This is a genomic window from Rhodococcus sp. X156, from assembly GCF_004006015.1.
GTDB lineage: Bacteria > Actinomycetota > Actinomycetes > Mycobacteriales > Mycobacteriaceae > X156.
Window position 1 is genome coordinate 2,814,594 of the sequence record NZ_CP034766.1, and the last position, 22,575, is coordinate 2,837,168.

General features: G+C 73.3%; 25 protein-coding genes and 1 pseudogene. 12 read left to right on the top strand and 14 right to left on the bottom strand.

Annotation, left to right across the window (positions count from 1 at the left end; translation table 11 throughout):
* The first annotated feature begins 127 nt into the window (after nucleotides 1–127).
* The 5 genes from ELX43_RS13320 (at nucleotide 128) to ELX43_RS13340 (ending at nucleotide 4,366) form a co-directional block, all read left to right on the top strand.
* The gene (locus ELX43_RS13320; protein WP_241248952.1) at nucleotides 128–1,111 is read left to right on the top strand and encodes an ABC transporter substrate-binding protein; all 984 of its coding nucleotides are present in this window, start codon (nucleotides 128–130) and stop codon (nucleotides 1,109–1,111) included.
* An 86-nt stretch (nucleotides 1,112–1,197) separates the two neighbouring features.
* Nucleotides 1,198–1,959: an ABC transporter permease subunit gene (locus ELX43_RS13325; RefSeq protein WP_241249925.1), complete on the top strand. Its 762-nt coding sequence runs from the start codon at nucleotides 1,198–1,200 to the stop codon at nucleotides 1,957–1,959.
* Nucleotides 1,956–2,663, top strand: a complete 708-nt coding sequence (locus ELX43_RS13330; protein ID WP_241248953.1) for an ABC transporter ATP-binding protein — start codon at nucleotides 1,956–1,958, stop codon at nucleotides 2,661–2,663. Before ELX43_RS13325 ends, ELX43_RS13330 begins: the two co-directional genes overlap by 4 nt.
* On the top strand, nucleotides 2,660–3,838 hold the full coding sequence (locus ELX43_RS13335) for an LLM class flavin-dependent oxidoreductase (RefSeq protein WP_127783847.1): 1,179 nt from the start codon (nucleotides 2,660–2,662) through the stop codon (nucleotides 3,836–3,838). Before ELX43_RS13330 ends, ELX43_RS13335 begins: the two co-directional genes overlap by 4 nt.
* Nucleotides 3,839–3,877: 39 nt before the next feature.
* Nucleotides 3,878–4,366: a carbonic anhydrase gene (locus ELX43_RS13340; protein WP_127783848.1), complete on the top strand. Its 489-nt coding sequence runs from the start codon at nucleotides 3,878–3,880 to the stop codon at nucleotides 4,364–4,366.
* Between the two features lie 6 nt (nucleotides 4,367–4,372).
* Here ELX43_RS13340 and ELX43_RS13345 read toward each other — a convergent pair whose 3' ends face one another.
* Both ELX43_RS13345 and ELX43_RS13350 read right to left on the bottom strand, forming a co-directional pair.
* Nucleotides 4,373–5,410: a hypothetical protein gene (locus tag ELX43_RS13345; RefSeq protein ID WP_127783849.1), complete on the bottom strand. Its 1,038-nt coding sequence runs from the start codon at nucleotides 5,408–5,410 to the stop codon at nucleotides 4,373–4,375.
* Between the two features lie 103 nt (nucleotides 5,411–5,513).
* A complete protein-coding gene (locus ELX43_RS13350) occupies nucleotides 5,514–5,732 on the bottom strand; it encodes a hypothetical protein (RefSeq protein ID WP_127783850.1) in 219 nt (72 codons plus the stop codon).
* An 85-nt stretch (nucleotides 5,733–5,817) separates the two neighbouring features.
* On the opposite strand from ELX43_RS13350, the gene ELX43_RS13355 reads away from it, so the two are divergent.
* Together ELX43_RS13355 and ELX43_RS13360 are read left to right on the top strand one after the other, a co-directional pair.
* The gene (locus ELX43_RS13355; RefSeq protein ID WP_127783851.1) at nucleotides 5,818–6,774 is read left to right on the top strand and encodes a helix-turn-helix domain-containing protein; all 957 of its coding nucleotides are present in this window, start codon (nucleotides 5,818–5,820) and stop codon (nucleotides 6,772–6,774) included.
* A gap of 83 nt (nucleotides 6,775–6,857) precedes the next feature.
* Nucleotides 6,858–7,610, top strand: coding sequence for a GAF and ANTAR domain-containing protein (locus ELX43_RS13360; protein ID WP_127783852.1), 753 nt, complete (start codon nucleotides 6,858–6,860; stop codon nucleotides 7,608–7,610).
* On the opposite strand, the gene ELX43_RS13365 is transcribed toward ELX43_RS13360, so the two are convergent.
* A complete protein-coding gene (locus ELX43_RS13365; protein WP_127783853.1) occupies nucleotides 7,611–7,955 on the bottom strand; it encodes an ANTAR domain-containing protein in 345 nt (114 codons plus the stop codon). It lies immediately after the preceding gene.
* 492 nt (nucleotides 7,956–8,447) lie between these two features.
* Here ELX43_RS13365 and ELX43_RS13370 point away from each other — a divergent pair, with 492 nt between their 5' ends.
* On the top strand, nucleotides 8,448–9,011 hold the full coding sequence (locus tag ELX43_RS13370; protein ID WP_127783854.1) for a GAF domain-containing protein: 564 nt from the start codon (nucleotides 8,448–8,450) through the stop codon (nucleotides 9,009–9,011).
* A gap of 4 nt (nucleotides 9,012–9,015) precedes the next feature.
* Here the strand turns inward: ELX43_RS13370 and ELX43_RS13375 are convergent, their stop codons facing one another.
* The 4 genes and pseudogenes from ELX43_RS13375 to ELX43_RS18060 all read right to left on the bottom strand — a co-directional run.
* Nucleotides 9,016–9,936, bottom strand: a complete 921-nt coding sequence (locus ELX43_RS13375; protein WP_127784903.1) for an alpha/beta hydrolase — start codon at nucleotides 9,934–9,936, stop codon at nucleotides 9,016–9,018.
* Nucleotides 9,937–10,062: 126 nt separating this feature from the next.
* Complete coding sequence (locus tag ELX43_RS13380; protein ID WP_164860663.1) at nucleotides 10,063–10,947, bottom strand: thioesterase family protein; 885 nt, start codon at nucleotides 10,945–10,947, stop codon at nucleotides 10,063–10,065.
* 229 nt (nucleotides 10,948–11,176) lie between these two features.
* Nucleotides 11,177–11,665: a nuclear transport factor 2 family protein gene (locus ELX43_RS13385; RefSeq protein WP_241249926.1), complete on the bottom strand. Its 489-nt coding sequence runs from the start codon at nucleotides 11,663–11,665 to the stop codon at nucleotides 11,177–11,179.
* Nucleotides 11,645–12,073, bottom strand: a pseudogene (locus tag ELX43_RS18060) (nuclear transport factor 2 family protein); the annotation flags it as partial. The pseudogene ELX43_RS18060 and the gene ELX43_RS13385, both read right to left, overlap by 21 nt.
* A 312-nt stretch (nucleotides 12,074–12,385) precedes the next feature.
* Here ELX43_RS18060 and ELX43_RS13390 point away from each other — a divergent pair.
* The 3 genes from ELX43_RS13390 to ELX43_RS13400 are packed head-to-tail and all read left to right on the top strand — an operon-like array spanning nucleotide 12,386 to nucleotide 15,214.
* Nucleotides 12,386–13,777 (top strand): MBL fold metallo-hydrolase, encoded by a 1,392-nt coding sequence (locus tag ELX43_RS13390; RefSeq protein ID WP_127783856.1) that lies wholly within the window; start codon nucleotides 12,386–12,388, stop codon nucleotides 13,775–13,777.
* Nucleotides 13,774–14,355, top strand: a complete 582-nt coding sequence (locus ELX43_RS13395; RefSeq protein ID WP_127783857.1) for a rhodanese-like domain-containing protein — start codon at nucleotides 13,774–13,776, stop codon at nucleotides 14,353–14,355. The genes ELX43_RS13390 and ELX43_RS13395 overlap by 4 nt, the downstream gene beginning before the upstream one ends.
* A 7-nt stretch (nucleotides 14,356–14,362) precedes the next feature.
* Nucleotides 14,363–15,214 (top strand): sulfite exporter TauE/SafE family protein, encoded by an 852-nt coding sequence (locus tag ELX43_RS13400; RefSeq protein WP_206518264.1) that lies wholly within the window; start codon nucleotides 14,363–14,365, stop codon nucleotides 15,212–15,214.
* Nucleotides 15,215–15,331: 117 nt separating this feature from the next.
* Here the strand turns inward: ELX43_RS13400 and ELX43_RS13405 are convergent, their stop codons facing one another.
* From ELX43_RS13405 to ELX43_RS13415, 3 genes are all read right to left on the bottom strand, one after another.
* A complete protein-coding gene (locus ELX43_RS13405; protein ID WP_164860664.1) occupies nucleotides 15,332–16,501 on the bottom strand; it encodes an acyl-CoA dehydrogenase family protein in 1,170 nt (389 codons plus the stop codon).
* A 68-nt stretch (nucleotides 16,502–16,569) separates the two neighbouring features.
* A complete protein-coding gene (gene purE / locus ELX43_RS13410) occupies nucleotides 16,570–17,070 on the bottom strand; it encodes a 5-(carboxyamino)imidazole ribonucleotide mutase (RefSeq protein ID WP_277601698.1) in 501 nt (166 codons plus the stop codon).
* Nucleotides 17,063–18,280 (bottom strand): 5-(carboxyamino)imidazole ribonucleotide synthase, encoded by a 1,218-nt coding sequence (locus ELX43_RS13415; protein ID WP_277601732.1) that lies wholly within the window; start codon nucleotides 18,278–18,280, stop codon nucleotides 17,063–17,065. Before ELX43_RS13415 ends, purE begins: the two co-directional genes overlap by 8 nt.
* Before the next feature lie 161 nt (nucleotides 18,281–18,441).
* On the opposite strand from ELX43_RS13415, the gene ELX43_RS13420 reads away from it, so the two are divergent.
* On the top strand, nucleotides 18,442–18,984 hold the full coding sequence (locus tag ELX43_RS13420; protein WP_127783859.1) for a GtrA family protein: 543 nt from the start codon (nucleotides 18,442–18,444) through the stop codon (nucleotides 18,982–18,984).
* Between the two features lie 58 nt (nucleotides 18,985–19,042).
* Here the strand turns inward: ELX43_RS13420 and ELX43_RS13425 are convergent, their stop codons facing one another.
* Genes ELX43_RS13425 through ELX43_RS13440 form a run of 4 tightly spaced genes read right to left on the bottom strand, consistent with a single transcriptional unit; the run spans nucleotide 19,043 to nucleotide 22,575 of the window.
* Nucleotides 19,043–20,401, bottom strand: a complete 1,359-nt coding sequence (locus tag ELX43_RS13425) for a HAMP domain-containing sensor histidine kinase (RefSeq protein ID WP_127783860.1) — start codon at nucleotides 20,399–20,401, stop codon at nucleotides 19,043–19,045.
* 15 nt (nucleotides 20,402–20,416) lie between these two features.
* On the bottom strand, nucleotides 20,417–21,124 hold the full coding sequence (locus ELX43_RS13430) for a response regulator transcription factor (protein ID WP_127783861.1): 708 nt from the start codon (nucleotides 21,122–21,124) through the stop codon (nucleotides 20,417–20,419).
* Between the two features lie 36 nt (nucleotides 21,125–21,160).
* A complete protein-coding gene (locus ELX43_RS13435; RefSeq protein WP_127783862.1) occupies nucleotides 21,161–21,709 on the bottom strand; it encodes a PH domain-containing protein in 549 nt (182 codons plus the stop codon).
* Nucleotides 21,710–21,744: 35 nt separating this feature from the next.
* Nucleotides 21,745–22,575 carry a biotin--[acetyl-CoA-carboxylase] ligase gene (locus ELX43_RS13440; RefSeq protein WP_127783863.1) on the bottom strand — a complete coding sequence of 277 codons (831 nt, stop codon included), beginning with the start codon at nucleotides 22,573–22,575 and terminating at the stop codon, nucleotides 21,745–21,747.

Below are 22,575 nucleotides of genomic sequence, written 5' to 3' on the forward strand. Positions count from 1 at the left end.
CGCCGCTGAGCGCGCCCCCCTGCTCCGCACCCCTTCCTGCGCCCCGCCCCGTGGCGGCCGGCGCTGCCCTCCTGCGCCCGAAAGGCCTCCGATGTCGTTCCCCCTGTCCCGAAGACGAGCACTCTCCGTGCTGGCCACCACCGTCCTGTCCGTCGTCCTCGTCGGCTGCAGCACCGACGAGCCACCCGCCCCGGTGCTCGCCGCCGACGGCTCGATCGACCTGTCCGGGGTGACCCTGCACGTGGGCGACCAGGTGCAGTCGGTGCAGTCGGTGCTCAAGGTCTCCGGCCAGCTCGACGAGCTGCCGTACAAGGTGGAGTGGGCCAGCTTCACCGCCGGACCGCCGCTGCTGGAGGCACTCAACGCCAAGGCGATCGACCTCGGCAGCGTGGGCGACAGCCCGCCGGTGCTGGCGCAGGCGGCCGGCATCGAGGCACGGATCGTCTCGGTGGAGGAGCGCGACAAGGCCAACGACTTCCTGCTCACCCGGGACGGCACCGGCATCCGCACGGCCGCCGACCTCAAGGGCAAGAGCGTGGCGGTGGCCAAGGGTTCCAGCTCGCACGGCCTGCTCATCGGGCTGCTGCAGCAGGCGGGGCTGTCCCAGGACGACGTCACCGTGCGCTACCTCGCCCCGCCGGACGCCCAGAGCGCGTTCGCGGCCGGGCAGGTGGACGCCTGGGCGGTCTGGAACCCCTACTACGCGGTGGCGATCGCCAGCGCCGGGGCGAAGGTGGTGGCCGACGGCACCACGCTGTCCACCGGCTACACCTACACCGTCGCCTCCACCGCGGCACTGGCCGACCCCACCACGGAGGCGGCCATCAAGGACTTCCTGGTGCGGCTGGTCAAGGCGCGCGCCTGGGCCGCGGCGCACCCCGACCAGTGGGTGCCGGTCTACTCCCAGCTGACCAACCTCCCGGCCTCGGTGGCCACCGTCACCTTCGACACCTCCCGGGGCCGGGCGATCCCCATCGACGACCGGGTGATCGCCCGCCAGCAGGAGCTGGCCGACCGCTTCGCCGCCGTCAGGCTCATCCCGTCCGCACCGAAGGTCCGCGACTTCTTCGACGACCGGTTCAACGCCGACGTCACGGCGGCCCAGCCGTGACCGCCACGACCGTGCGCCCGCCGGCGGCTCCCGCGGTGACCTCCGAGGCCCCCGCGGCGGCGGGACCCGCCCACCCGCGGCGACGGCTGCGCGCCGGCTGGTTGTTGCGCCTGGTCAGCCCGCTGCTGCTGCTCGCGCTGTGGCAGGGCCTCAGCAGCGCCGGCGCGATCTCCGAGCGCAAGCTGTCCTCCCCGCTGTCGGTGGTGGACGCAGCGGTGGAGCTGTGGCGCAACGGGCAGCTCTCCGACGCGGTGGGCATCTCCCTGCAGCGGGTGCTGGTCGGGGTCGGCCTGGGCCTGCTGACCGGGGTGGTGCTGGCCCTGGTCTCCGGCTTCTCCCGCCTGGGCGAGCTGGCGCTGGACCCACCGCTGCAGATGCTGCGCACCGTGCCGTTCCTGGGTCTGGTGCCGCTGTTCATCCTGTGGTTCGGCATCGGGGAGCAGCCCAAGGTGCTGCTGGTGGCCCTGGGCGTCACCTTCCCGCTGTACCTCAACCTGTTCGCCGGCATCCGCGGCGTGGACGGCAAGCTGGTCGAGGCCGCCCGCACGCTGGGGCTGAAGGGCTTCGCCCTGGCCCGCCACGTCGTGCTGCCCGGTGCGCTGCCCCAGGCCCTCGTCGGGCTGCGGCAGTCGCTGGGCATCGCCTGGCTCTCGCTCATCGTGGCCGAGCAGATCAACGCCGACGCGGGCCTGGGCTACATCGTCATGAACGCCCGCGAGTTCTACCGCACCGACATCGTCGTGCTGGGCCTGGTGGTCTACGCCCTGCTCGGCCTGGCCACCGACGGCATCGTCCGCACCCTGGAGGGGAGGGCGCTGTCATGGCGTCAGTCGTTCGTCCCCGCGTGAGCACCCCCGAGCAGACCCAGCTGGTCACGGCCCGCGGCGTGGGCCGCGCGTTCGGCACCGACCCGGTGCTGCGCGACGTCGACCTCGACCTGATCCCCGGTGAGATCGTCGCCCTGGTGGGGCGCAGCGGCTCCGGCAAGTCCACCCTGCTGCGCGCGCTGGCCGGCCTGGACACCGGCCACACCGGCACCATCGAGGTGCCCGCCAGCCGGGCCGTCGCCTTCCAGGAGCCGCGGCTGCTGCCGTGGAAGCGGGTGCGTGACAACGTCGCCCTCGGGCTGGGTCGGGGCGGCCGGGAGCGGGCCGAGGCCGCGCTGGCCGAGGTCGGTCTGGCCCACCGGGTGCACGCCTGGCCGCTGACCCTCTCCGGCGGTGAGGCCCAGCGGGTGTCGCTGGCCCGCGCCCTGGTGCGCAACCCCGAGCTGCTGCTGCTGGACGAGCCCTTCGGCGCGCTGGACGCGCTCACCCGGCTCAGCGCCCACGAGGTGCTCGGGCGGCTGTGGGACCAGCACCGCTTCGCGGTCCTGCTCGTCACCCACGACGTGGAGGAGGCGGTGCTGCTGGCCGACCGCGTCCTCGTCCTTGACGACGGCCGTATCGCCCACGACCTCCCCGTCGACCTGCCCCGTCCGCGCCGGCGCTCCGACCCCGCCCTGGTCGCCCTGCGCACCACCATCCTCAGCCACCTGGGAGTCACCGCATGAGCATCCACCTGCACTGGTATCTGCCCACCTCCGGCGACGGCCGGGAGGTGATCGGTGCCCAGGCCCACCTGGGCACCGCGTCGGCTCCGCGCGCCGCGTCGCTGGACTACCTGGCCCTGGTGGCCCGGGCCGTGGAGCAGCTCGGCTTCGAGGCCGTCCTCACCCCCACCGGCACCCACTGCAACGACGCCTGGCTGACCACGGCGGCGCTGCTGCGGGAGACCCGCACGCTGAAGTTCCTGGTGGCCTTCCGCCCCGGCCTGGTCAGCCCCACCCTGGCCGCCCAGCAGGCCGCCGCGTACCAGGAGATCTCCGACGGGCGCCTGCTGCTGAACATCGTCACCGGCGGCGACGCCCAGGAGCAGCGGCGCTTTGGTGACTGGCTCGACCACGACCGCCGCTACGAGCGCACCGCGGAGTTCCTCACCGTGCTGCGCGGGGCGTGGTCGGGCACCCCGTTCGACCACACCGGCGAGCACTACCAGGTGCAGGGCGCCACCGTGCACAACCCGCCGTCCCCGGTGCCCGAGGTGTTCTTCGGCGGGGCCAGCCCGGCGGGGCGGGAGGTGGCCGCCCAGCACGCCGACACCTACCTCACCTGGACCGAGCCACCGGCCAGGACCGCGGAGCTGCTCGACGACGTGCGCGCCCGCGCAGCGCGACACGGGCGCAGCCTCAGCCACGGCATCCGGGTGCACGTGATCAGCCGCGACACCACCGAGGAGGCCTGGGCCGAGGCCGCCAGGCTGCAGTCACGCATCGACCCCGCGCTGGCGTCGTTGGTGCAGGACAAGCTGGCGACGGTGGAGTCGGAGGGCCAGCGCCGCCAGACCGCGCAGCTCGCCGGCGCCAACGAGCGCCTAGAGGTCTACCCGGGCCTGTGGGCCGGCTACGGGCTGATCCGGCCCGGCGCCGGCACCGCGCTGGTGGGCAGCCACCAGGAGGTGGCCGACCTGCTGGCCGAGTACGCCGCCCTCGGCGTGGACCACTTCATCCTCTCCGGCCAGCCGCACCTGGAGGAGGCGTACTGGTTCGGCGAGGGGGTTGTCCCGCTGCTGCGCCGCCGCGGCCTGCTCGGTGACGGCGGGCCCGACCAGGCGCCGCCGGCATCGCCGGCATCGCCCCAGCCAGCGTCGGGGGCCTCGGTGCGCGAACCTGTGCTCAGCCCGTCCTGATCTGTCTCACCCGCGAACACCCACCGAACGGACCTGACCATGAGCGTCACCGACGAGTACCTGCACAACAACGAGGCATACGCCGCGTCCTTCACCGGGCCCCTGCCGCTGCCCCCGGCCAAGCACGTGGCGGTGCTGGCCTGCATGGACGCCCGGCTCGACGTCCACGCCGCGCTGGGCATCAAGGAGGGCGAGGCCCACGTCATCCGCAACGCCGGCGGGGTGGTCACCGACGACGAGATCCGCTCGCTGGCCATCAGCCAGCGGCTGCTGGGCACCCGGGAGATCGTGCTGATCCACCACACCGACTGCGGGATGCTCACCTTCACCGACGACGACTTCCGCTCCGCCATCGAGCAGGACGTCGGGACCCGGCCCAGCTGGGCGTCCGAGGCCTTCACCGACCTCGAGACTGACGTCCGCCAGCAGGTGCAGAAGATCCTGGACAGTCCGTACGTCCCGGTGAAGGACAGCGTGCGGGGCTTCATCTTCGACGTGGCAACCGGCCGGTTGTCCGAGGTGCGCTGACCGGGCTCAGTCGCCGTCGGCGAGGGACTCCACCCGGGCGGCGGCACGATCCCGGGCCTTCTCGGCGGCGGCGGCGTCCCGCTCGGCACTGCTGGTGCGCTGCTGGGCCTGGGCCAGCTCGGTGCGCGCCTCGTCCGCGGCCCGCTCGGTCTGGCGCAGCTGGGCGTGCAGCTGCGCCACCTGGTCGGCCAGCTCGTCGCGCCGAGCGGTGAGCTCCGCCACCCGGTGGGCCTCCTCCTCGGCGGTGGCTCGCGCCTCCTCGGCGTCGGCCGTGGCCCGCTCCGCCGCGTGGCGGGCCTCGGCCAGCTCCTGCCGCCGGCGCTCCGCGGCCTGGCGCTGCTCCTCGGCCCGCTGCTCCTCGGCCCGCTGCTCGTCAGCCCGCTGCTCCTCGGCACGCCTCTGCTCGTCGGCCCGCTGTTTCTCGCCGGCCCGCTGTTTCTCGCCAGCCCGGCGCCGGGGCACGGGTGTCGGCCGGGGCGCTGCCGTGGCCGGGGACGGGGTCGCGCGGCTGCGGGCTGGCGTGGTCTTCTCCTGGTGCGGCGGCACCAGCCGCAGGTCCGGCCGCCCGGTCACCGTGCCGAAGCCGCTGGTGGCCATCGGCTGCACCAGTCGCCCGGTGAGCAGCGCCTGGCCCGCGTCGGGGTCCACCATGGCGGCACGCAGGGTGTCCTCCACCTGCCCGGCCACGCTGCTGCTCACCCGGAGACCGTGCTCACGGGCCAGGGTGGATGCCTGCCGGGTGAGCGCCGAGAGCAGCTGCATGCGCTGGCGGTTCAGTGCCCGCAGGTCCTCGCCCACCAGGTTCTGCTGCGCCTCCCGCAGCTGCCCGCCCAGCTCGACCAGCCCGGTGACCTCGTCGCGGCGCAGGCGCACCACCAGGTTGCAGACCCAGGCGGCCGAGGTCGGCTTGGCCAGCTCGCCAATCGCCTTGGCCAGGGGCCGGTCCCCGGCCGCGCGGGCCTCGGCCTGGCGCTCCTTGCGGGTCTCGACGAAGTCCTCGGGCAGCACCGAGTACAGCTCGTCGGCCACCTGCTCGAGATCCACGCCCGGCCTCTTCTCCCCCGCGCCGCCTCGTCTCCCGCGGCCTCGTCCCGGCCATCCAACCGTGCCGGGTCGCGCTCCGCGCGCAGCGGGTGGGCCCTGCTGCTCAGCGCGGCCAGCCGCCCTCGGCGTGGTCGCGGGCCGCCTGCAGGTCGCGGTGCAGCCGCTGGGCGTCGCGGTCACCGCCCACCGGGCCCACCAGCGGAGCGGCAGGGGTGAACCAGCGGGCGACGTCGACCCGCCGGAGGCGGGCAACCAGCCCGACGCGTGCGGTGTCGGGCGCGTGCGTGCGGGACAGGGACGGGATGCTCAGTGAAAAGGTCATGGCAGCAATGCTGCGACCACCCAGGAAGTGCCACCAGTGGCAGGAAAGCCGGCATTCGCAAAGATCCTGCCGTTATGCTGGTCAGATGCTGAAGTCGGTCGCAGCCCTGGTCCTGGACGGCCTCGCCGTCTTCGAGTTCGGCGTGGTCTGCGAGGTCTTCGGGATCGACCGCACCGAGGACGGGGTTCCCGCCTTCGACTTCCGGGTGTGCGGCCCGGAAGCCGGAGTCCCGCTGAGCTCGCCCGTCGGCGTGCAGGTGGTGCCCTCCCACGGGCTCGAAGGTCTGGCGGGAGCCGACCTGGTGACCGTTCCCGCCGTGGAGACGCTGGAGGGCTACCCGCCGGAGGTGCTGGCGGCGCTGCGCGAGGCCCACGACAACGGCGCCGTGTTGCTCAGCGTGTGCTCCGGGGCCTTCGTCCTCGGTGCTGCCGGACTGCTGGACGGCCGGCGCTGCACCAGCCACTGGCGCCACGTCCGTGAGCTGCAGGACCGCTTTCCCCTGGCCCAGGTGGACCCCGACGTGCTCTTCGTGGACGAGGGCAGCCTGATCACCAGCGCAGGGACGGCAGCCGGGATCGACGCCTGCCTGCACCTGGTGCGCCGGGAGCTGGGCTCCAGCGTCACCAACGCCATCGCCCGGCGGATGGTCGTGCCCCCGCAGCGCGAGGGCGGACAGCGCCAATTCTTCGAGCGGCCGGTCCCGGACTGCACCAGCGACGGCCTCGGCGAGATCCTCGGGTGGATGCTGGAGCACCTCGACCAGCCGCACACCGTGGCCGCCCTGGCCGCACGGGCCCACACCTCCGCCCGCACCTTCGCCCGCCGCTTCGCCGCCGAGACCGGCACCACCCCGCTGCAGTGGCTCAACACCCAGCGGGTGCTGCAGGCGCAGCAGCTGCTGGAGGACACCGACCTGGACATGGACGCCGTCGCGCAACGGTGCGGCTTCGGCACCGCCACGCTGCTGCGCCACCACTTCACCCGCGCCGTCGGCGTCTCCCCCAGCGGGTACCGCAAGACGTTCAGCACGATCGCTCGCTGAGAGCGCCACGACGCGCGGACCGGGTCCAGCCACCGACGTAAAGTGGTGACCTGCCCTGCCCGGGCCGACAGAGGAGACCCTTCATGGCCATCACCAACGGTTCCTCCGCCACCGCCGCCCGCGTCGACACCCGAGACCCGCGCGCGGAGCTGACGGAGTCCGTGCACGCCCTTGGTCGCATCGTGCTGGACGAGACCCCGCTGGCGGACGTCGTCGCGCAGGTCGCCACCCTGGCCAAGGAGTGCATCCCCGGCGCCCACGAGGTCTCGGTGACGGTGCTCAAGGGCACGCGGGCGGCCACCTTCGCCTCCACCGGCGAGGTCGCCCTCCGCCTCGACGAGCGGCAGTACAGCACCGGCCACGGACCGTGCCTGGTCGCCGCCACCAGCGGACGCACCGTCCTGGTGGCAGACATGCGGGCCGAGACCCGCTGGCCCGACTACACGCCCAGGGCGGTGCAAGCCGGCGTGCTGAGCTCGGTGTCGGTGCCGCTGCCGCTGCGCGGGGAGACCGTCGGGGGTCTCAACATCTACGTCACCCGCACCGACGTCATCGACGACTTCGCCATGGAGGTCGCCAAGCACTTCGCCGGCTACGCCGCGGTGGCCATCACCAACGCCCACCTCTACGCCACCACCGCCGAGCTGGCCCAGCAGATGGACCAGGCGATGGAGTCTCGGGCGGTGATCGAGCAGGCCAAGGGCATCATCATGGGCGAGCGCCGCTGCACCGAGGACGAGGCGTTCCAGATCCTGGTGCAGGTCTCCCAGGACGCCAACCGCAAGCTGCGTGACGTCGCCGCCGCCCTCGTCGCCCAGGCCCACCCCACCGGCTAGTCATCCCACGCCAAGGGTCAGCCTCCACAGCGGGCGGGCCGGCAGGTTCAGCGCCTCGCCCCAGTTCAGCCGCACCACCATGGCCGCCTCGTCGTGTGGGTGATCGGGGCTCAACGGGTTCGGGTTGCAGACCATGCGCACCAGTGCGACGGCCAACCGGCTCTGGCGCACCTGGTGGCGCTGCGAGACGTCTCGCAGCGCTGCAAGTGCTTGGTCCCTGTCGTAGCCGAACAGGGACATGAGCATCCCGACGGCCATGTCCACGCTAGGCCGCTCCTGCAACAGCTGTCGCAGGTTCTCGGCCTCGATCTGCAGCTCGTCACCAAGCTGCGCAATGTAGTTCACGGGCGTTCCTCGCTGCGCTGGCACCAGACATCGGCGAGCGGCGGTCTCCACCCAGGCCAGAGTTTCAGACGTCCGCCCACGGCCGCGCCACTCGAGCGCCCGCCCGGTCCACGCCCGACCGTGTCCGCAGCCCGCTGACCACCGGGTTCGGCGTACAGTGATTCGTGCCACACAGATTGGTGGCGCCCACCCGGGCCGCCCCTCGGCGTCGAGCCGGACCAGACCGGCTGGACTATGGTCAGCAGCACGAATGCACACGGCGCGCTTGCGCTGATTCGTACGAGGCGCCGCCGGGGTCCAGGACCGGGACCGGCCGTCGACGTGCCGACGAGAGCTGTCCGCCCCGGCACCCGGCCTCGGTACTCACCGTGTCGTGCCGCGGGCCCCGCGGCACTCGCGTCACAGGAGCGCCCCATGAGTGCCACACCTGATCCATCCACTCCCGCGGAGCCCACGCCAGCTCAGCCCAACGCCGCACCGGCATCGCCGCCGATGGCCGAGACCGGTTCGCGGGTGGCTGGCGACGTCGCCCGCGAGGAAATCCTGTCCCTGGTCGCGCTGCTGGCCAAGGACACCGTCGCCGGCGCAGAGGAGGTGTCGGTCACGCTGGTGGGCGAGGGTGACCCGTTCACGGTGGCCTCCACCGATCCGCTCGCCGGGCGGATGGATGCGCTGCAGTACGCCGCTGGCGCCGGCCCGTGCCTGCTGGCCGGCACCGGCGGTGTCACCCAGCTGGTGGAGGACGTGACGGCCGAGGTGCGCTGGCCCGCGTTCGCCCGCGGAGCCGCCGAGGCTGGTGTGCGCAGCGTGCTCTCCACCGCGGTGCCCGGGCACGGGGCGACGGTGGGTTCGGTCAACATCTACTCCCGCGCCGCGGCCGCCTTCGACGCCCGTTCCCGGCAGGCCGCGCACGAGGTGGCGGAGGTGGCGGCGGCCGCTCTTGCGGAGGCGGGCAACCAGCGCAGCGTGGCCGGCCTGACCGACCGCCCCCCACCGGTCTCCCGTGCGGGGGACCCGCGCGTCGCCGGCGCTGCGCCGCAGTGGCCGGCCGTCTAGCCGATCAGTCCAGGGTGGCGAGGAAGTCCACCATGATGCGGTTGACCTGCTCGGCCGCCTCCATCTGCACGAAGTGCCCGGCGCCGGCGATGACGTGCTCGGCGGCCAGCCCCGGCACCGAGGCCCGCATCTGCTCCATCGACCTGGCCCCGGTCATCGTCTGCACCGGGTCGCGGTCACCGGTGATGAAGCAGACCGGCACGGTGACCGGTTCGTCGGGGCGCTGCTGCTTCTCCCGCCAGATGTGGTCGTGGGCGCGGTACCAGCTGAGGCCGCCGGTGAAGCCGGTGCGGGTGAACTCCTGCACGTAGTGGTCGAGCTCGGCCTCGCTCAGCCACGGCCAGGGCAGCGGCGGCGCCTCGGGCAGCACGTCCAGGTAGCCGTTGCCCGCGCTGGGGTGGGCGAAGATGTCCAGGTAGCGGTAGCCGCCGCTGAGCGCCCAGAACACCCGGCTGAGGAAGCCACGGGGATCGGCACCGAGCTCGGCGTCGGCGACACCGGGCTGCTGGAAGTAGTGCAGGTGCAGGAAGTGCCGCTGCGCCTGGTGGGCGAAGGCGGCGCTGGGCAGCACGGGCATCGGCGGCGTGCGCGGCACGCTGAGCTGGACGAGGGCGCGCACCCGGCCCGGCGCCCACTGCGGCAGGTCCCACACCAGCGCGGCGCCGAAGTCGTGGCCCACGAACACCGCGTCGTCCAGGCCCAGCGCGTCGAGCAGCCCCACCATGTCGGCGACGGTGCTGGCCCGGTCGTAGGCCCGCGGGTCGGTGGGGGCGTCGGTGCGGCCGTAGCCGCGCATGTCCACCGCGATGGCCCGGTAGCCAGCCGCGGCGAGCGCGGGCAGCTGGTGGCGCCAGCTGTAGGAGAGCCCGGGGAAGCCGTGGCAGAGCACCACCGCCGGCCCGCTGCCCTGCTGCACCACGTGCATGCTCAGCCCGCCGACGTCCACCGTGCTCTCGGTGGCCGTGCCCTGGTCTGCACCTGCTGCTCCCACGTCTGGCTCCTCTGCCTCTGGTGAACCAGATCACACCACACCGCGCCCCGAACGGAGGCGCTACTGCGGGCGGCGCTCCACCAGCACGTTCTGGGTGACGCGGCCGATCGGCCCGGCAGCGGAGTGGATGACCCCCGAGCTCATGGCCACGCCGTCGCTGCCCACCGACGTCTCCGCCGTCAACCCCACCCACTCGCCCGCGGGCGGCTGGAACAGGTGGATGGTCAGCTCGGTGTTGAGGAACATCCAGTCGGCGGCGTCCAGGCGCGCTCCCAGCCCGTTGGCCACGTCCACGATGGTGCTCACGCGCTCCAGGTCGGTTGGCTCCTCGCCCTCCACCAGCGGCATCCGCAGCCGCATCCACGCTCCGGTGGTCGTGCCGAGCTGGTCGGCGGCGGGCGGCACCTGCCACTCCAGCGCATCGACGAACCCGTGCTGCCAGGCATCCGGGAACGGCAGGTGTCCGAGGTCCTGGGCCCCGGCGCTGACCACCGGCAGCGGCGGGTCGGCGAGGTGCTGCACGTCGGCGGTGTCGCCGGTCTGCAGCCGCCACCCGTGCGCGCGGGCCACCGGCCGCAGCGTGCCGGTGCGGTCGGCGGCGGTGATCTCCGCCGCCAGCAGCTCGATGCGTCGGCCGGGGCGCTCCACCCAGGCGCGCACGTGCAGCTCGCTCATCGGCACGGCGCCCAGCAGGTCGACGGTGACCCGGCCGATGCGCGCGCCCTCCCGCGGGTGGGTGCGCTCCATCGCCCGCACCAGCAGCCCGGCGACGGGTCCGGCGTGCTGCAGGTCCGGCCCCCACGGGCTGGCGACGTGCTCGCTGGAGGCGAAGACCTCGGTGCCGCCGGCGTCGGCGCGGGTGGAGACGAGGCGGTACAGGCTCCCAGCAGCGCGCCCCGAGGCGCTCCCGGGTGCGGAGTCCGCATGAACGGCGTTCGGGTGCACGACAATCCGATCCGAGTCGAGGGAGGCGCCCGACGGGCACCATCGGGCATCAGTGCCTGACCATACTTTTCGGCTTCCGCACCGCGACGCCGGCCGGTCAGCTACCCGCCCCGGCTGGCGTGGCCCGGAGGCGGTGGCACTCGGATGCGTCCTGCTCAGCGACGTGCCGGTGCGCGAGACGACGTAGTCGAGCGGCGCAGGCCGGTCAGGGTCGAGCGGCGCAGGCTGCTCAGGCCTGGGCGGGCTGCAGGACGTTGATGTCGCCGACGGTGTGCTGCACGTGGAAGAGCAGGTCGGTGATCCGCCACCCCGCCGCCGTTCGGCGCAGCTGGTGGCGGTACACGCCGAAGCACTCGTAGGGCGCCAGCGCGGCCCGCTCACCGGCGCCGTGGTGGTACACCCGCGCCTTGCAGGTGGACTCCGCAGTGTCGCCGTCGACGGTGACGACGTGCGTGGCCAGCAGGTGCTGCGAGTGCCCGCACCCACCGAGCATCGCCTTGATCGAGTCCACCAGGGCCACCCGTCCCTCGATCACCGGGCGGCTGGGGTGGCCGTAGCGGGCGACGGCGTGCTCGGTGAACACCTGGTCGAGCCGGTCCCAGTCGCGGTCATCCAGGGCGTAGGCGTAGCGGTTGACCACGGCGGTGACGTCGGCGTGGTCGGCACCGGGGAACGCCGTGGCCGCACCAGGCACCGGAAAGGCCAGGTGTCCGGACACGTCGCCCACCAGGTCGAGCATCGTGTAGTCGCGGGCGGCGAAGCGCCACGTCCCGTCCACCCGCTCCAGCTCGTCGTGGTACCGCCCGGCCGCCACCACCTGCAGCGGCAGCGTGGGGGTGGCCTGCAGGACCGTGTAGTACGACCGGCAGGTGGCGCGGCCGGCCGTCTCGTCGATCTCCACGATGGGGTTGGTGATGACGTGCTTGGTCCGCGGCGTGCCGTCGGGATACAGCCTCACCATGGCGCGCCACTGCGCCAGCAAACCGGCCTCGTCGAGAACTCGGTCTCCCCCGCTGCGCACCTGGGCGTGCCGGAACAGCGCGGCGGCGGCGTCCAACCGGCCGGCGTCCATGAGCTCGGCGTAGCGGTGGAGCAGGTTGGTGATGGCGGTCTCGGGGCTCGTCATGGTGCGTCCCTTCCCAAGCTGTGTCCCGCGTCATTCTGCGGACGGCGACCACGCCGGCAGGACGGCGCTTCCACCCACCGGAACGCGATACCCCCTGGGGTAAGCCATCTGCCGTGCTACAGTGGAGACCATATACCCCCCTAGGTATAGGAACGCCGTTTCAGGAGCTGCCGTGAGGCCCGAGATCGACCGGAGCACGCGGTCGGCACCGACGCCACCAGCGTGGCCGGCGGCACCGCGGCGTGGATCGAGGCCGGGTGCCCGGTCCAGACCGCTGCCTGACCAGGCGACACCACAGCACGAGAGGAACCCATGACGATCACCGTCCTTCCCCTGGACACCCCCGGCCTGGGTGACCGCACCTACCTGGCCCACGACGGCGAGGTCGCCCTGGTGGTCGACCCCCAGCGTGACGTCGACCGCGTCGTCGGGCTGGCGGCGGCCGCCGGGGTGCGCATCACGCACGTCTTCGAGTCGCACATCCACAACGACTACGTCACCGGCGGCTACCAGCTGGCCCGCGAGGTCGGCGCGCAGTACCTGCTCAACGCCGACGACCCGGTCTCCTTCGAGCGCACCGGTGTCTCCGACGGCGACGTCGTGGAGGTCGGTGACCGGATGCGGGTGACGGTCCTGCTCACCCCGGGGCACACCCACACCCACCTGTCCTTCGCCCTGTCCGAGGGCGACGAGCCGGTCGCAGTGTTCACCGGTGGCTCGCTGCTCCTCGGCTCCACCGGCCGCCCCGACCTGCTCGGCCCCGACCACACCGACACCCTCGCCCACGCCCAGTGGCACTCGGCACGCCGGCTGGCCGCCGAGCTGCCCGACCCCACCGCGATCTACCCGACGCACGGCTTCGGCAGCTTCTGCTCGGCCACCCAGTCCGCCGGGACCGCCAGCACCATCGGCCAGGAGAAGCTCGCCAACCCGGCCCTGACCAACGACGAGGCCCGCTACGTGGCGGAGCTGCTGGCCGGCCTGGACGCCTACCCGGCCTACTACGCGCACATGGGCCCAGCCAACGCCGCCGGCCCCGGCGAGGTCGACCTCTCGCTGCCCACCGAGGCCGACCCCACCGAGCTGCGCCGGCGCATCCACGACGGCGAGTGGGTCGTGGACCTGCGCACCCGCACCGCGTTCGCCGCCGGGCACGTGGCCGGCACCCTCAGCCTCGGCCTCGACGGCCAGCTCGCCACCTACCTCGGCTGGCTGATTCCCTGGGGCACCCCGGTGACGCTGCTCGGCGAGGCGGCCGAGGACGTCGCCGAGGCCCAGCGCGAGCTGGTCCGCATCGGTATCGACCGGCCGGCCGCCATGGCCACCGGCCGCCCCGAGGACTGGGCCGGCGGCCAGCCGCTGCGCAGCCACGCCACGGCCACCTTCGCCGACCTGGCCGCCGAGCTGGCCGGCAACCCCCGGACGGCGATCCTCGACGTGCGCCGCGACCAGGAGCGAGCGCAGGCCCACATCGCCGGGTCCACGCACGTCCCGATCCACGAGGTGCTGCACCGCCTCGACGAGGTGCCTGTCGGCCCGGTCTGGGTGCACTGCGCCGGGGGCTACCGCGCCGCGGTCGTGGCCAGCCTGCTCGACGCCCGGGGCGTGGAGGTCGTCGCGGTCGACGACTCCTTCGACAACGCCGGCCTCGCCGGCTGCCCCCTCGTCCACCCCACCGAGAACAACCAGGAGACCCCCGCATGAGCACTCCCGACGTCGACGCCCCCACCCTCGCCGAGCGCCTCGGCGACAGCTCCAGCCCGGACCCCACGCTGATCGACGTGCGCACCCCGGCGGAGTTCGAGGCGGGCCACGTCCCCGGTGCGCTCAACGTCCCCCTGGACGAGCTGAAGGCCTCCCTGGACGAGCTCTGCTCGGTGCTCGCCCACCACGACGAGGTCGTCCTGGTCTGCCGTTCCGGCGCGCGGGCCGGACAGGCGCTGCAGGCGCTGCAGGCGGGCGGGCTCAGCTCGCCCACCGTGCTCACCGGCGGCATGGTGAGCTGGGAGCAGGCCGGCGGCGCGGTGAACCGCGGTCGGCAGAGCTGGGAGCTGGAGCGGCAGGTGCGCCTGGCCGCCGGGGCGCTCGTGCTCACCGGGATCCTCGGCAGCACCGTCGTGCCGCGGGCGAAGTGGCTGTCCGGGTTCGTCGGCGGTGGCTTGGTCTTCGCCGCCGTCTCCAACACCTGCGCGATGGGCATGGCCCTGGCGCGGATGCCGTGGAACACCCGCGGCGCCCGCACCACCGGCTCAGCCCTGGACCAGCTGAGCCAGCGGCGGTGACCCGGTGCTGATCGCGCTCACCGTCACCCTCGCCGTCGTCGTCGGGCTTGCCCTGGGGCTGCTCGGCGGCGGCGGGTCGATCCTGATGGTGCCCCTGCTGGTCTACGTGGCCGGCATGGACGCCAAGGAGGCGATCGCCGCCTCGCTCGTGGTGGTCGGGGTGACCTCCGCGGTCAGCGTCGTCGGCCACGCCCGCGGCGGGCGCGTCCGGTGGCGCACCGGCCTGCTCTTCGGTGCCGCCGGCATGGCCGGCGCGCTGGTCGGCGGACTCCTCGGCGGGCACCTGCCCGCACAGCTGCTGATGATCGGGTTCGCCGCGATGATGGTGGCCACCGCGGTCGCCATGCTCCGCGGCCGCAAGGAGTCTGACGCCGCAACGGCGCACGCCCAGCTGCCGGTGGGCAGGGTCCTGCTCGACGGCGCGGCCGTCGGCCTGGTCACCGGACTGGTCGGCGCGGGCGGCGGCTTCCTGGTGGTCCCGGCGCTAGCGCTGCTCGCCGGGCTCCCGATGGGGGTGGCCGTGGGCACCTCGCTGCTGGTCATCGCCATGAAGTCCTTCGCCGGCCTGACTGGCTACCTGGCCACGGTGTCGATCGACTGGTCCCTGGTGGGGGCCATCACCGCCGCCGCCGTGGTCGGGAGCCTGCTGGGCGCCCGGCTGGTCGACCGCATCCCGGCCGACGCCCTGCGGAGGGCCTTCGGCTGGTTCGTGCTGGCCATGGGCGCGTTCGTGCTCGTCCAGGAGGCGCCCGAGGGCGTCCGGCTCCCGGGACTGGTCGCCCTCCTGGGCGTGGCCGCAGCGATGTTGACCTGCTCGGCGCTGGTGCCGCGGTGCCCACTCCGCCACGTGGGGACCTGACAGCGCGGGCGCCTGACCCCACGACAGCGCCGCGCGGTGCGACCGGTGTCTGCCGGTCGCACCGCGCGGCGCTGGTGCCTGCACCCGCAGGCGAGGGCCCTGCGTGAGCGGGGGCTCCTACTTGAGCAGCGAGCGGGCCATAACCATGCGCTGGATCTGGTTGGTGCCCTCGTAGATCTGGGTGATCTTGGCGTCGCGCATCATCCGCTCCACCGGGAAGTCACGGGTGTAGCCGGCGCCACCGAAGAGCTGCACGGCGTCGGTGGTCACCTCCATGGCGACGTCGGTGGCGAAGCACTTGGCGGCCGAGGAGATGAAGCCGAGGTTGGGCTCCATCCGCTCTGCGCGCGCCGCGGCGGTGTACACCATGTGCCGGGCGGCCTCGATCTTCATGGCCATGTCCGCGAGCATGAACTCCACGCCCTGGAACCGGCTGATCGACTGACCGAACTGCTTGCGGTCCTTGGTGTAGGCGATCGCCGCGTCGAGTGCGCCCTGGGCGATGCCGACGGCCTGCGCACCGATGGTGGGCCGGGTGTGGTCCAGCGTCTTCAGGGTGGTCTTGAAGCCGGTGCCGGGCGCGCCGATCATCCGGTCGCCGGGCACGCGGCACTGCTCGAAGTAGACCTCGCGCGTGGGGCTGCCCTTGATGCCGAGCTTGCGCTCCTTGGCACCCACCGAGATGCCCTCGTCGTCGGCGTTGACCATGAACGCGGAGATGCCGTTGGCACCCTTCTCGGGGTCGGTCACGGCCATCACGGTGTACCACTGGGACACGCCCGCGTTGGTGCACCACGCCTTGGTGCCGTTGATGATCCAGTCGTCGCCGTCGGCCTTGGCGCGGGTGCGCATGGAGGCGGCGTCGGAGCCGGCCTCGCGCTCGCTCAGCGCGTAGGAGGCCATGGCCGCCCCGGAGGCGATGGACGGCAGCACCTGCTGCTGCAGCTCCTCGCTGCCGGACAGGATCAGCCCCATGGTGCCCAGCTTGTTCACCGCCGGGATCAGCGACGACGAGCCACAGACCCGCGCGACCTCCTCGATGACGATGCAGGCCGCGACCGAGTCGGCGCCCTCGCCGCCGAAGCGCTCCGGCACGTGCACGGCGTTGAAGCCGGCGGCCACGAGGGCCTTGCGGGCCTCCTCGGGGTAGCGCTCGTGCTCGTCGACGTCCGCGGCGTAGGGCGCGATCTCCTTCTCGGCGAGCGAGCGCACTGCCTCGCGCAGGGCCTCGTGCTCGTCACCGAGGCGGTACATGTCGAAGTCGGGGTTGCCGAACTGGCTGGCCACAGGGTTCCTCCTGGTTAACGATTAGTAACCCCGATCGTAGTCGCCCGCCACACACCGCAGCAGGCGCCTCAGCCCAGCAGGCTCTCGCGCAGCGCTGCGTCCTTGGCGTGCACCGACTTCTCCAGCGCCACTTGGAAGTCCGCCATCCGCTGGCGCAGCGCGGGATCGCTCGCCCCGAGCACCCGCACCGCGAGCAGGCCGGCGTTGCGCGCCCCGCCCACCGACACCGTCGCCACCGGCACCCCGGCCGGCATCTGCACGATGGACAGCAGCGAGTCCATGCCGTCGAGGTGCTTCAGCGGCACCGGCACGCCGATCACCGGCAGCGGCGTGGCCGAGGCCACCATCCCGGGCAGGTGCGCCGCCCCGCCGGCTCCGGCGATGATCACCCGCAGTCCCCGACCGGCCGCGCTGGTGGCGTAGTCGAGCATGCGCTGCGGGGTGCGGTGAGCGGAGACCACGCCCACCTCGAAGGGCACCTCGAACTCGGCCAGCGCCTCGGCAGCCGCCTGCATCACCGGCCAGTCGGAGTCGCTGCCCATGATCAGGCCCACCTGCGGATCACTCACCGTGCACGTCCCATCCGTCGGTCCACTCCGCGTGCGACATCCAGCGTGCCGCCAGCTCCGCCTCGCGCTGCACCTGCTCCAGGTCGTCCCCGAGCACGGTCACGTGGCCCACCTTGCGGCCCGGCCGCTCGGCCTTGCCGTAGAGGTGCAGCTTGGCGTGCGGCAGGCGGGCGAACAGGTGGTGGGTGCGCTCGTCCATGCTCATCGCCGGCGCCTCCGCGGCCCCGAGCACGTTGGCCATCACCACCACCGGCGCGGTCATGGCGGTGGAGCCCAGCGGGTAGTCCAGCACCGCCCGCAGGTGCTGCTCGAACTGCGAGGTGCGCGCCCCCTCGATGCTCCAGTGCCCCGAGTTGTGCGGGCGCATCGCCAGCTCGTTCACCAGCAGCTCGCCGTCGGCGGTCTCGAACAGCTCCACGGCCAGCACCCCCACCACGCCCAGCTGCGCGGCCAGGCCCAGGGCCAGCTGCTCGGCCTGCTCGGCCAGGGCGTCGGAGAGCTGCGGAGCCGGGGCCAGCACCAGCGCGCAGATGCCGTCGCGCTGCACCGTCTGCACCACCGGCCAGGCCGCGCCCTGCCCGAACGGCGAGCGCGCCACCACGGCGGCCAGCTCCCGGACGAAGGGCACCCGCTGCTCCACCAGCAGCGGGGTGCCCGCCGCCAGCTGCTCGGCCACCACGGCGCGGGCCTGCTCGGCGTCGTCCAGCATCCACACCCCGCGGCCGTCGTAGCCGCCGCGGATGGCCTTGAGCACGCACGGCCAGCCGTGGGTGTCGCCGAAGGCGATGACGTCCTCGGGGCGGTGCACCTCGGCGAAGGGCGGCACCGGCGCACCCAGCTCGGCCAGGCGCGTGCGCATCACCAGCTTGTCCTGGGCGTGCAGCAGCGCCTCCGGCGGGGGCAGCACGGCCACTCCCTCGGCCACCAGGGTGTGCAGGTGCTCTTGGGGAACGTGCTCGTGGTCGAAGGTGACCGCCGTGGCACCGGCGGCCACCAGCCGCAGCGCGGCCAGGTCGGTGTGCGCACCGAGCACCACGTCCGGGCTGACCTGCGCGGCGGGGTCCTGCGGGCCGGCGGAGAGCACCCGCAGGGTCTGGCCCAGCGCGACCGCGGCCTGGGCCGTCATCCGGGCCAGCTGACCGCCGCCGATCATGGCCACCACCGGCGAGTCGCCGGCGCGGGCCGGGGCCGGTCGCGGGGCTTGCGCCACCGGTGTGGCGAGGTCCACGGGACGGGGCTGCACGTCATCGGTCACAGGCACAGATCGTGCCACGCGCTCGCGTGACGTCCCGCACCGCGCAGCCGTGCTCGGGCTACGCGGCGGCCCGGTCAAGGCGTCGGAGCCCGAGGTCGCCTCGTAGAGTGCGGGTCGTGTCCTTCGTCGACGCGGCTGTGGCCCGCATGCCAGCACCGCTACAAAAGCTGGCGCTCGCCCACCGTGAGCTAGTCAAGTTCGCCATGGTCGGCGGCACGACGTTCATCGTGGACACCGCCGTCTTCTACCTGCTCAAGACCACGGTGCTGGCGGAGAAGCCGGTGACCGCCAAGATCTTCGCGGTGCTGGTGGCCACGATCCTGTCGTACGTGCTCAACCGCGAGTGGTCGTTCAAGGCGCGCGGTGGCCGCGAGACCCACCACGAGGCGGCGCTGTTCTTCGCGATCAGTGCGGTCGGCATGGGCATCAACGCCGCGCCGCTGTGGATCTCCAGCTACGTCTTCGAGCTGCGGGTGCCCAACGTGACCCCGCTCGAGGAGAACATCGCCGACTTCATCAGCGCGCAGATCATCGGCACGCTGCTGGCGATGGTGTTCCGCTGGTGGGCCTTCCGCAAGTTCGTCTTCCTCGAGCTGGAGGAGGACCTGGCGGCGGTGGAACCTCCCGGCGACGACCTGGCTGAGCGCGAGGCCAGCTGACCGTCCGAGCTCGCTGATCGTTCGCGCTCGCTGATCGTTCGCGCGTGCTGGGCGCTGCCTAGCGGGGCTCGCGCGCCACGGTGGCGGGCCGCTGGCTGAGCGTCGGCTCCGGGCCGGGCTCGCCGTCGGGGTGGGGCACGGTGAGGAACAGCGCGAACACCGGTGGTCGTGCCCTTCGCAGCTCCAGCCGTCCCCCGTCGGTCTCGGCCAGCGACCGGGCCAGCGCCAGCCCCACGCCGGTGGAGTCCGCCCCGCTGAACCCTCGCTCGAAGACGTGCCGGACCAGCTCGTCGGGCACGCCCGGCCCCTCGTCGGCCACCTCGATGAGCGCGGTGGGCTCCATGAACGAGTCGCTGCCGGGACCCAGGCGCCCGGGCACCAGCCGCATGGTGAGCCGCACCTCGCCCGCGCCGTGGGCCAGCGCGTTGTCCAGCAGCACGCCGACGGTCTCGCGCAGCCGCGCCTGGTTCACCCGGGCGGTGGCGCTCTCCGGCACGTCCACCCGCAGCACCCGGCCGGCGTCGGTGTAGAGCGGCTCCCACTCCGCCACCAGCTCGTGCAGCACCCGGGCGGCGTCGGTGGCGCCGGCGGCGGAGGTCCGCACCGCCCGCGAGGCGGTCACCATGTCGTTGATGGCGTTGGTCAGGCGGTCCACCTGGGCCAGCGCGGCCGCGGCCTCCTCCACCACCACCGGGTCGGCGTGGTCGGCCAGCTCGTCCAGGCGCAGCCGCACCGCCGTGAGCCGGCTGCGCAGCTGGTGGGACACGTCGCCGACCAGCTCGCGCTCGCGGCGCACCAGGGCGGCGAGCTCCGCGGCGGAGGAGTCCAGCACGTCGGAGACGCGGTCGAGCTCGGCGATGTCGTAGCGGGTGGGGTCGGCGCGGAAGTCCCCCGAGCCCAGCCGGGCCGCTCGGTGGGCGACGTCCATCAGCGGACCAGCCAGCCGCCGGGCGGTGATGGTGGAGATCAGCGCCCCGCCGCCGGTGGCCACCAGGATGACCACCAGCACCACCGCCATCGCCTGCAGCTGGGTGGTGCGCAGCCCGTCGCTGGGCACCTGCAGCTCCAGCGACCCGGTGCGCCCCAGGTCGAGCACCTGCACCACCGGGTTGGCCACCTCCGGCGCCCCGATCACCACGCTCTGCATGGCGCCGTTGCCGTCGGGGTAGGTGACCTGCAGCCGTCCGCCCGCGGGCAGGGCCAGGCCCAGCCGGTCGGTGTCCAGCACGCCGTCGATGCGGTTGTTGTCGCCCTCCTGAGCGGTGAGGTCGGCAGCCACCCGGTCCAGCCGCGCAGCCAGGTCACCGGTGGTGACGTCGTCCACCAGCCGCCAGGTGGTGAACATCAGCGGCACCCCCAGCAGCAGCGCGGTCAGTGCCACCACCAGCAGGGTGGACATCAGGATGCGACGGCGCATCAGGCAGCCACCGGATCAGATGAGGTTGAGGCGGAACCCGACGCCGCGGACGGTGGAGATGCGTCGGTCGAGGTCGCCGTTGTCCACGCTGACGCTGGCACCGCTGCTGTGCCCGCCGATCTTGCGGCGCAGCCACGACATGTGCATGTCCAGGGTCTTGGAGCCGCGCAGCGACGGGTCGCCCCACACCTCGGTGAGGATCTGCTCGCGGGTGACCACCTGGCCGGCGTGCTCCAGCAGCAGCTTGAGCAGCTCATACTCCTTGTTGGCCAGGCTCACCTCGAGCCCGTCCACGTACACCCGCCGCGCGGCGTGGTCCAGCCGGATGCCGGCGATGTCGAGCACCTCGTCACCCCCGCTGCCGCGGCGGCGCAGCAGCGCCCGCACCCGGGCCATCAGCTCGGCCACCCGGAAGGGCTTGCCCACGTAGTCGTCGGCCCCGGCGTCCAGGCCCACCACGAAGTCCACCTCGTCGGTGCGCGCGGTCAACATGAGCACCGCGACGTCCGGACGCACGGTCCGCAACCGGCGGCACACCTCCAGCCCGTCCATGCCGGGCAGCCCCAGGTCGAGCACCAGCAGGTCGAAGTCACCAGTGGTGGCCTGCTTCAGCGTGTCCGGCCCGTCGGCCACCACCTCCACCGCGTAGCCCTCCCGCTGCAGGGCCCTGGCGAGCGGCACCGCGATGGCCTCGTCGTCCTCCGCGAGCAACACCTTCGTCACAAGAAGCCAGCCTATGCCTGCCCGAGCTTGGTGCGCTCAACGCTCGCTCTTTGCCGGGTCCGGCCACGCCTCGCGGTCGGGGTCGCGCTCCGCCGGGCCCCGGTCGCTGTCCAGCACCTCGTGGTAGAGCAGCGTGTGCACCCGCGCCACCTGCGGGATGTCGTCGAACTCCAGCGGCTCCTGCGACGCCGACTCCACGATCAGCGTGCCGGTGCGCAGCAGCCGGTCGGTGAGGCTGTGCCGGAAGCGGACGCTGTTGATGCGGGTGATCGGGATGTCCAGGCCCGAGCGGTGCAGCAGCCCCTGGCGCACCAGGATCCGACGATCGGTGAGCACGAAGTGGGTGGTGGCCCAGCGCAGGAACGGCAGCAGCGTCAGCCGCCCCACCGCTGCGGCGGCCAGCACAGCCAGCACCACCCAGCCGGCGTGCGCCCAGCTCTGGTTGCGCAGCGCGGCCGCCAGGAAGCACGCCAGCCCCACGGTGCCCAGCAGCGCCAGCACGGGGCCGACCAGCATCTTCCAGTGCGGGTGCCGGTGCAGCACCACCTGCTCCTCCGGCGCGAGGGCGTCCTCGGGGTATGCCACGAGACCTCCCAGGTCGACGACGGGCGCGGGGAACGCTACCGCTGCGCGGATCGCACGTGCGTCACGTCTCCGGCGGACAGGGCGTGGGTGCGCCCGGTGGCGTCGCGCACCACCAGGCGGCCGGTGGCGTCCACGTCCACCGCCTCTCCGGCGAGCTCCTCGCCGTGCGGCAGGTGCACCAGCACCTCCTGGCCCAGCGTGGAGCAGCGCGCCCGGTAGGCCTGCGCCAGCCCGGACAGCACCGGGTCGCCGGCCTTGCCGCGCCAGGCGCGCTCCTGCCGGGCCAGCTCGCGCAGCACCGCGCGCACCACCGGGTCGCGATCGGTGCAGGCGGACTGCTCCAGCGCCAGCGAGGTCGCGGTGGGCACGGGCAGCTCCTCGGCCCGCAGGCTGACGTTGAGGCCCAGCCCCACCACCACCACGGGGTCCGGCCCGGTGGCGGCCAGCTCGGCGAGGATGCCGCCCAGCTTGCGGCCGTGCACCAGCACGTCGTTGGGCCACTTCAGCGTCACCGGCACCTCGGCGATCTGCTGCACCGCCTCGGCCACCGCCACCCCGGTCAGCAGCGGCAGCCAGCCCAGCTGGTCCAGCGGCACACCGCGAGTGCGCAGCAGCACCGACAGGTTCACCCCGGCGCGCGGCGGGCTGGTCCACTGACGGGCGTGTCGGCCCCGGCCGGAAACCTGCTCCTCGGCGATGAGCACCGTCCGGTCCGCGGCCCCGGCCCGAGCGGCGTCGAGCAGGTCGGCGTTGGTGGACCCGGTGCTGGTCACCACGTCCAGGGCCGCCCACCCACCGGCCGGTTCCACCAGTGCCGAGCGCAGCGCCGCGGCGTCCAGCGGGGGCCTGTCCAGGTCTGTCCACAT

What these genes read in the sequence shown, in the direction of transcription:
- ELX43_RS13335 (WP_127783847.1), top strand. Translation starts at nt 2,660, where the DNA reads ATGAGCATCCACCTGCACTGGTATCTGCCCACCTCCGGCGACGGCCGG.
- ELX43_RS13340 (WP_127783848.1), top strand. Translation starts at nt 3,878, where the DNA reads ATGAGCGTCACCGACGAGTACCTGCACAACAACGAGGCATACGCCGCG.
- ELX43_RS13350 (WP_127783850.1), bottom strand. Translation starts at nt 5,732, where the DNA reads ATGACCTTTTCACTGAGCATCCCGTCCCTGTCCCGCACGCACGCGCCC.
- ELX43_RS13355 (WP_127783851.1), top strand. Translation starts at nt 5,818, where the DNA reads ATGCTGAAGTCGGTCGCAGCCCTGGTCCTGGACGGCCTCGCCGTCTTC.
- ELX43_RS13360 (WP_127783852.1), top strand. Translation starts at nt 6,858, where the DNA reads ATGGCCATCACCAACGGTTCCTCCGCCACCGCCGCCCGCGTCGACACC.
- ELX43_RS13370 (WP_127783854.1), top strand. Translation starts at nt 8,448, where the DNA reads ATGGCCGAGACCGGTTCGCGGGTGGCTGGCGACGTCGCCCGCGAGGAA.
- ELX43_RS13375 (WP_127784903.1), bottom strand. Translation starts at nt 9,936, where the DNA reads ATGCACGTGGTGCAGCAGGGCAGCGGGCCGGCGGTGGTGCTCTGCCAC.
- ELX43_RS13390 (WP_127783856.1), top strand. Translation starts at nt 12,386, where the DNA reads ATGACGATCACCGTCCTTCCCCTGGACACCCCCGGCCTGGGTGACCGC.
- ELX43_RS13395 (WP_127783857.1), top strand. Translation starts at nt 13,774, where the DNA reads ATGAGCACTCCCGACGTCGACGCCCCCACCCTCGCCGAGCGCCTCGGC.
- ELX43_RS13425 (WP_127783860.1), bottom strand. Translation starts at nt 20,401, where the DNA reads ATGCGCCGTCGCATCCTGATGTCCACCCTGCTGGTGGTGGCACTGACC.
- ELX43_RS13440 (WP_127783863.1), bottom strand. Translation starts at nt 22,575, where the DNA reads ATGTGGACAGACCTGGACAGGCCCCCGCTGGACGCCGCGGCGCTGCGC.